The following is a 7,262-nucleotide window of genomic DNA, read 5'->3' on the forward strand; positions in this document are numbered from 1 at the left end:
CGCGGGGTGGAGCAGCCCGGTAGCTCGTCAGGCTCATAACCTGAAGGCCGCAGGTTCAAATCCTGCCCCCGCAACCACCGACATTTGCAAATTCTCCCACTCGGGAAGCCGATCGAGAAACTCCTCGCGGTAAATGTCGAGCATGATCTCTCTCTTCTCCTCGCTGTCGAGTTCGCCGGCTTCGATCCGATCCATGAAATCCTCGTGGATCTCCGAAATCAGGCGGCTGCTCATGTAGTCGATCACGTCCATCTGGGCGAGAATTGCGGCAATCAAGCCATGCACCTGCAGGCTTGCCGGCTGGTGGCCCGGTGTCTTGCCGATCACCACTTTCTGGACGAGCTGACGCACGATCGGCATCAGAGCGCGCTTTGCATCCTCATTCTTGCCCTTGCGCGCCAGCCGCATGAACTGCCGCATCGACCTCTCCGTCTGTGTTGGATTATGGCGCTGGCGCAATTCCTCGATCTTGGCGACCATGTCCGGGCCGCTTTCCGTGAAACTGGCAATATCCTGTTCAAGCGCCTGTCGTTCGGTTTCGAGCCGGTCGAGCGTGTCATCGAGCGCCGGTAGGCGAGGGCGGCCCTCGGCCGCACGGTCACTGATCTGCTGGATGATGTTCTGCTGCTTGCCCTCGACTTCCACGAGCTTGCGCTTCATCAGGTCGCGTTCGGCAAGCGGACGTTTGAGTTTTGCCGTCTCGTAAGCGATGCTCTGTTCGGACAGTGTGTCGAAGATGCCTTCGGCGAAAAATGCCGCCGGCAAGCAGTCCAACACGCGGCTCTCCAGCTCCTGACGAATGATCGTCTTGCTGTTGCTGCAGCATGCGCCGCCAAGCTCGTCGATCGGCAGGCGTTTCTTGCGGTTGGTGCAGCTATAGCGATCCTTGCCGGAAATCGCGTAGGGGCCGCCGCATTCCTCGCATTCGAGGAGCTGGCTCAAAAGATATTCCGGCCGGTGCGTGGCATTGAGCCGGTTACTCTGCCCGAAATCGAACAGTTCCCCAATCTCTTTCTGCCGGTCCTTCACGCGGCTCCACAGTTCGTCGGAGATGATCCGCATCTGCGGAACCTCTGCCAGAACCCATTCGCTCGCATCGTTTGCGCGGGCCGTACGCTTCTCCGTCTGAGGGTTTTTGCGGTACTGGCGGCGGTTCCACACCATGCGGCCGATATAGCTCTCGTTGTTGAGAATGCCGGTGCCACGGCCGACATGGCCACGAATTGCAGTATCGCGCCATTTGCGGCCGCGCGGACCAGTGACTCTCTCTTCGTTCAACAGAAGCGCGATATCGCGGGGCGACACGCCGTCGGCATAGAGCTGGTAGATGCGGCGGACGATGCCTGCCTTCTCGGGATCGATCTCGCGCAAACCCTTGATACGGTCGCCGTTCGCGTCGCGCTGCTGGGAGAGCCGGTAACCGTATGCGAGGCAGGTCGATGCCTTGCCCTTCTTCACTGCCGTCTTCATCCCTTCGCGTGTCCGGTAACGGATCTGCTCGACCAGTTCATGACTGAGCGTGGAGCGCATATGCAGCTCCATATGGCTGATCTCCTGGCCAGCCTGAACCGTCCAGATTGCCGTGTCGTGGTAGTTAAGTTCCTTGAGGATCTTCGAACTATGCTCCACGTCGCGCGACAGGCGATCAGCCGTGACGCAGAGGACCACGTCGATCCGCTCGCGCTTTACATGAGCCAAAACCTGCTGAATGCCCGGGCGCGATGCGAAAGAGGTCCCGCTGATAGCGGAATCGGCATAGGTCTCGATCAGCTTCCAACCCTTGCTGGCGACGAAAGCCTCGCCGAGTTCGACCTGTGTCTCGATCGACACCTCGTTCTGGCGGTCGGTGGAGTAGCGGGCATAGAATAGGACGGTTTTTGTCATACTGAATTCCATCTGAAACACTGTTGTTGTGAGCACTGGCCGGCTTTGCCGGCCAGTGTGTCGTTCAGGCAAAGGCTACGGCGTTCCCACCGGCCCCCGCGCCGCAAAATTCTGCCGCTGCTTCACGCGGGTCCAGAGTTCATCGCTGACGATCCGCAGCGCATAGGCGCTGTCGTAATTACGGCCCGGCACCCAAGAGCGGCCGATATAGACCTCGTCGTTGAGGATGCCGGTGTGACGCGCGCGGTCACCGCGGATGATGGTGTCACGCCACTTGCCGCCACGAGGTCCGGGGATGCCTTCAGCGTTCAGGGCTTCCGCGATCTTTGCCGGCGACACGCCGTCGGCATACATCTGGAAAACCCGCAAGATCACCTCGGCCGGCTCTTTATCAATTGCCTTGAACCCGAACACATAATCCCCATCGGGATTGTAGGCACCGGTATAGCGATAGCCGTAGGGAAGGGCTACGAGGTGTTCCACGTCGTAGAGGTTATCAGGCATCGCCGTGAGAGGGCGAGTTGCTCCGAGTGGCTTAACCGGATCGGTGCAATAGAAGTCGATCAGGTCGTTGGTCTTGATCTTGATGCCCGGATCAGCGGCCCAGAGTTCGACGCCCTTCGCTCTGAGATCCTGCAGCAACCGCACTGCAACGCTGAAACGCGAGCACATACGGTCCAGCGTATGGCAGAGAACGACGTCGACCGTTCCATGCTTCATCGCGTCCATAAGCTTGTGGACACCGGGCTGGGCGGTGAAGACGGCTTCGCCGATGTCTTCATCACGGCAGGTCAGTTCCAGGTTCCAGCCGTTCTTCTTGATGAAGGCCTTCACATGGAAGAGCTGCGAGTCGGCGCAGGCTGTGTTCAGCGTGCTGCGGGGATCGCGGAGGTAAGCCAGTACTTTCTTCGGCATGGTACTCTCTTGGTGTTAGAAGTGGCTTGGGGGACATCGTAGCCTGGCGCGGATCGCTTGGGAGCCCGCGACAGCCGCCAGGTCATCATGTCCTGGCGGTGGTGCGTGATGGAGCAGCGTCGAGCGCGCTGCCCTTGGGTCGGGATTTGGGGGCGACGGGATCGTGCGCGGCAATAATTGCCGCGATCACGCTCGCCGTGCGGAGGTCGTTAGTACCCCTTTGCCTCGCGATAGGCGGCGGCCGCATCACTGTTGCCGGCAAGACGGTTGTCCGAACGTGGCATCAGGATCTGATCCTCGATGTTCTCGCGGCTGCCAAGCCAATACCAACCCGTCTCCCTGGGCCGGATCACGAACACCTCGTGCGGCGTGATCTTCACGCGCGCCGCGTTGGTCTCGGCCTTGATCGCCTCGTGGAAAAGCCGGTCGAGCTTGGAACTCGCACCCTTCTTGGGTGCCGGAGTTCTGGAGGCGATCTTCGAAGGCGCGATGCGGTCGGTCACCACGAAGACGCGGTTGACCTTCTTGCGGCGACCCTTCGCGTCGTCGATATCGATGACGACACCACCGCTAAGAACATCACAGAAGACGCCGCCGTTCACCGCCACAGCGTGCGTGCTGAGAAACACGACGCTGGGATGGTCGCGCTCCACGCCGGTGCGGCTCTTCAAATAGGCGGCCAGCGTCGGCTTATGGTGAAGCCAGCGCCAGTGTCCAACATATCCGAGGAGGCGCAAAGCCTGCTCGATCTCGTCACCCCGCGTATGTCTGATCGGCGGGGTGTAGGAGAAGTCGAGCCAGCCCGCGCCATAGCGCACCTGACGGATGGCATCGGCCGCCTGAGAGACGGTCACGCCAGCGACGGAGGCGATGACGACGGTCCCGGAATACAGGCGAGACCTGGTATCCTTGACTACGTCATACAGGTAGCGGGTCCTGATCGATCCGACGCCGGGCACGGGCTTCATCGCCGCGGGTTTGACCGGAGCGATTGCGCGCTGAACACGTTCCGCACGATTGCGGAGTGCAGCGTTCACCGCCTCCAAGGGGAACATCAGAACGTTGTTCTGGCGATCGTCCTTAGAGAGCGCGTGCTTGCAGGACTCTTCCTGCGAAGTAGGGGTATGCGACATGGTGGCTCCTTTCGTGAGCAGATCTTCGTCGTCGTCGACGAAGATCTGCGCGAAGGGCACGATCGCGCATGCGGCCGGTGCAGAACCCCAAAATGGGTGTCTGGCACTCAAGGTCTCCTGACGGCGGCATAATGGCGCCATCAACATGACGGTAATCGAACATGGGCGCCTCCTTCCGTTTTCCTGGACTGGCCTGGGTTGAACATCGCTGCCCGCCAGAAAGCACAGGCGGTCATTCTCCACAAGTGGTCGTAACCCGTTGATGTTGTTAGGGGCGATTGAGTGAATTACGTGACGTTCTCAAAATGGGACATGGCCTGGCACCGAGAAATTCGGGCGAATTCCAGGCTTGCGACTGGCCGGTAACGAACTAGCAACCATGAATGCTCATGTGGCGAGACAGCACAATCATGCCGATTGGGTGTTTGTTGTGGCGCCGATGCAACAGTTTTTGCGAGCGCGCCTGAACAGTGTGCGGAGCCTGAACCCGCCCGCCAGCTTGCGGCCTCGCGTGAAACACCTCTGGAAGTCCGATTCAGACTCGAACGGCGTTTTATGAAGTAACGGGGGGAAACGTGTCAGAATTTGCAAACGCCGTGAGGCGTTGACGGGCACCTGTTGATGGAATGGGTCAGTCGACGCACAGGAAGCGGATGCCGCCTTAATCCTCCCGATCGGGATCGTTGGGATGGAGAAGGTGCACCTTGCGGCGAAAAGGCCAGTCGCCCGTGCGGTACTTGGCGACGAGTTCATCAAAGACGATATCAGATTCGCGCTCGTCAAAACCCTGCTCCACGAGCATGCCGACCACCCGATCCTGAAAATCCTCCAGCACATCGGTCGCGCCCCTGGCGGCCATGCTGGAGATCGTCATGAAGAGCGCGGTGCGGGCGATGTCGTCGCGGTCGGGGCGCCTGGCCTTGCGACCGGCATCGCGCAGCTTCTGCTGCCGTTCGCGCTGTTCGCGATTACGGATCTCGTCTGACTTGCTTGCCATGTTGCCACTCCCATACGCCTGTTGGCCTGATTGCCAGACCGGCCGCGTCCCGGCAACGCCATTTGCCCCGGAATCGAAAATCCCGGTTCATGAATCGGAAATCCAAGGCTCGGAATCACGGATACGCAATTTGAAATGAATTGCGGGCACGTTGAACAAGGTCGAGATGACGTGCGGCACCCAAACGGCGGCTGCGGAATCAAAACTCCGGTGTTCTGAATCAGAAATCCGGAACTGGGAATCAACGATACGCAATTTGTCTCGACGTGTGGGCAATTTTAGATGGCGCACCGGCAATGTGCGGTAATCTCGGCCAAATCGCCTCGCTGTATCAAGCAGCGTGTAATTGGACGCCATGTCGTGCTTCCCGTTCTCGATGGCCGCATCTCTTCAGGCCCTTACCAGCAGAGTTGGTTCACCGCCCGGAAACGGCGTATCGAGGCTCAAATTCTGCTGGATTTACTCTGCAGTATATTGATAAGTAAAAAATTATTTTACGACGCGTAAATTTGGTTAATTTGCATAGATATATAAATAATAATCGTATAAATTTAAGTTTATATGGCGTCTATTCTTGAGTGTTTTTTTTGGTCATTGTTTGACAGTTACTACGATTGCGCTGACAATATGTGTGTTCGATCGGCTTGTTGTCGAACGTATCGTGTCAGTAACCAATGGAGTTCTATCGTGACCGTGTCCAAAGAAAACACCACCACCCTGCCTGCCGCCTTCGCCCGTCACTACGAAAAGCTCAACATAGACAGCAAACTTCGCAAACGGCTCGAAACCAGTGCTTCCAAGATCTTCGATCTTGGCCGTCGCACGACCGAGCAGACCTTTGAGCTCGGCGACCATCTGGATGAAGCTGCCGTGCTGCTGGACGATGGGGTTTTTGACAAGTGGGTGAAGCTCCGCTGCGGCATCGCCCCCCGCACGGCACGGGGCTATATGTCCGTGTTCCGCAATCTCGCTGACTTCCGGGATGAGCTTGTCGACCTGTCGGTCGGGACGACAGCTCTCTTCCACCTGGCGCACGCGCCGCACGAAAAGATCCGCGAAGCGATCGCCCATGCCGAGGAGCATGGCCAGCTTCGCGTCTTTGACGTGAAAACCATCCTGACCAATGGGGAGGAGGTAGAGGACAAGAAAGTCCAGCGCGACTTCTATGGTGCAGGCGGGGTGACCGGCCTCAAGGCGTTGATTGCGATCAAAGCCCGCGACGGCCTGAAGATGTTTGTCGTGCATATCGACGTGATCGTTCAGGCGATCAAGACGGCGCTGGACCAGAAGCGGGTGATCAAGGAGGCCCTGGCGAGGGAGGTCGAGGATCTCGCGCGTGTCGCGCGCATGGAGCTTGAAAGTCTGGCGCAGTTCGTTGAGCCCGATAGCGACCTGCGTCGTCATCCGCGCTCGACGCAGTTCCCGAAGAAGACCGAATGGGCGGTCGTCAACGAAACGCTGCAGAAACTCGGTCTCGTCGATTCCTGGCCGAAGTCCAAGGACCTTCCGGGCTGGCTTCGCGACGAGGTGGTGCCTGCCCTCGAATGGTCGATCTCGAAGGATCGTAAGCCGAAATGGCCGCTGGCCCCGCCGAACGATGCGGCGACCGTTGCTCCGATCGTCGTCGAAGGCGGAGCTGAGATGGCAACCGGTGACGTGAGGGTCGAGAACGACGAAGCGCCGCCGGCCCGCCAGGCGCTCGAAGTGGTGCCGCCGCTGGCGATCGACGTCGAAGCCGAAGGTGATGGCCTGGATGAAGCCGCATCGGCGCCGGCCGTCACGGCGTAGGGCATCTCGACAGTCCGGAGGGCCGGGTTGTCGTTCTCCCAGTCGCATTCAGAAAGGGCCGCTTGTCGGCCCTTTGTCTTGTCCGGGGTTCCGGTCTGGGGCTTCGTGGTCACGTTGCTGGTGGCAAGGTTCGATGGCTGACACGTTAGGACGGTCATGAGCCCGGTGTTAACCTTGTTCCGGTCCTGTTCTCTTTTTTGATTGACGGGACCTTGAGCCCGGCCGCCGGTCCTGCCAGGTTGCGGCCGTTCCGGATGGTCGGAACAAGCGGCCCAAGCCGATGCTGGTAACATCGACAAGGGCCTGACCCTCAAGCCTTCGCGAAAAGGAATCGGGCTATGACCACGTTTACCTCTACGATCCCCACTGGGGAAGTTCTTCGTTCTCTTCTCAACGCCGCTGAGGCCGCCTCGGCCTCCGGCGCGCGTTTGCGCCCGGTCGGCTTTGGCCGTGACGTGGTTCCGGCTCCGGTTCGCGAACAGGCCGTGCTGCGCCGTCATCCGCATCTGGTCCGCTGGTCGGATGTCGAGGCAGACCTCGATCTG

At 59.4% G+C, this 7,262-nt stretch carries 6 protein-coding genes, 1 tRNA gene and 2 pseudogenes; 4 read left to right on the forward strand and 5 right to left on the reverse strand.

What is annotated here, in order from left to right; all coding sequences use genetic code 11:
• Together AKG12_RS28650 and AKG12_RS31230 are read left to right on the forward strand one after the other, a co-directional pair.
• Nucleotides 1-77, forward strand: a tRNA-Met gene (locus tag AKG12_RS28650).
• Between the two features lie 7 nt (nt 78-84).
• A complete protein-coding gene (locus AKG12_RS31230) occupies nt 85-573 on the forward strand; it encodes a hypothetical protein (RefSeq protein ID WP_052821429.1) in 489 nt (162 codons plus the stop codon).
• A 498-nt stretch (nt 574-1,071) separates the two neighbouring features.
• Here the strand turns inward: AKG12_RS31230 and AKG12_RS31235 are convergent.
• From AKG12_RS31235 to AKG12_RS30545, 5 genes and pseudogenes are all read right to left on the reverse strand, one after another.
• Nucleotides 1,072-1,896, reverse strand: a pseudogene (locus tag AKG12_RS31235) (recombinase family protein); the annotation flags it as partial.
• Nucleotides 1,897-1,959: 63 nt separating this feature from the next.
• Nucleotides 1,960-2,799, reverse strand: coding sequence for a recombinase family protein (locus tag AKG12_RS28665; RefSeq protein WP_052821431.1), 840 nt, complete (start codon nt 2,797-2,799; stop codon nt 1,960-1,962).
• Between the two features lie 209 nt (nt 2,800-3,008).
• Entirely contained in the window at nt 3,009-4,043 is a 1,035-nt protein-coding gene (locus AKG12_RS28670; protein ID WP_253204156.1) for a hypothetical protein, read from the reverse strand.
• Nucleotides 4,044-4,593: 550 nt separating this feature from the next.
• The gene (locus AKG12_RS28675) at nt 4,594-4,929 is read right to left on the reverse strand and encodes a hypothetical protein (RefSeq protein WP_052821432.1); all 336 of its coding nucleotides are present in this window, start codon (nt 4,927-4,929) and stop codon (nt 4,594-4,596) included.
• An 87-nt stretch (nt 4,930-5,016) separates the two neighbouring features.
• On the reverse strand, nt 5,017-5,286 hold the full coding sequence (locus AKG12_RS30545) for a hypothetical protein (RefSeq protein WP_156316112.1): 270 nt from the start codon (nt 5,284-5,286) through the stop codon (nt 5,017-5,019).
• Between the two features lie 330 nt (nt 5,287-5,616).
• Here AKG12_RS30545 and AKG12_RS28680 point away from each other — a divergent pair, with 330 nt between their 5' ends.
• Entirely contained in the window at nt 5,617-6,717 is a 1,101-nt protein-coding gene (locus AKG12_RS28680) for a hypothetical protein (RefSeq protein WP_285278032.1), read from the forward strand.
• A gap of 338 nt (nt 6,718-7,055) precedes the next feature.
• Nucleotides 7,056-7,262, forward strand: a pseudogene (locus AKG12_RS28685) (hypothetical protein); the annotation flags it as partial.

Source organism: Agrobacterium sp. SUL3 (assembly GCF_001263295.1).
Classification (GTDB): Bacteria; Pseudomonadota; Alphaproteobacteria; order Rhizobiales; family Rhizobiaceae; genus Agrobacterium; species Agrobacterium tomkonis.

What these genes read in the sequence shown, in the direction of transcription:
- AKG12_RS30545 (WP_156316112.1), bottom strand. Translation starts at nt 5,286, where the DNA reads ATGGCGTCCAATTACACGCTGCTTGATACAGCGAGGCGATTTGGCCGA.
- AKG12_RS28675 (WP_052821432.1), bottom strand. Translation starts at nt 4,929, where the DNA reads ATGGCAAGCAAGTCAGACGAGATCCGTAATCGCGAACAGCGCGAACGG.
- AKG12_RS28665 (WP_052821431.1), bottom strand. Translation starts at nt 2,799, where the DNA reads ATGCCGAAGAAAGTACTGGCTTACCTCCGCGATCCCCGCAGCACGCTG.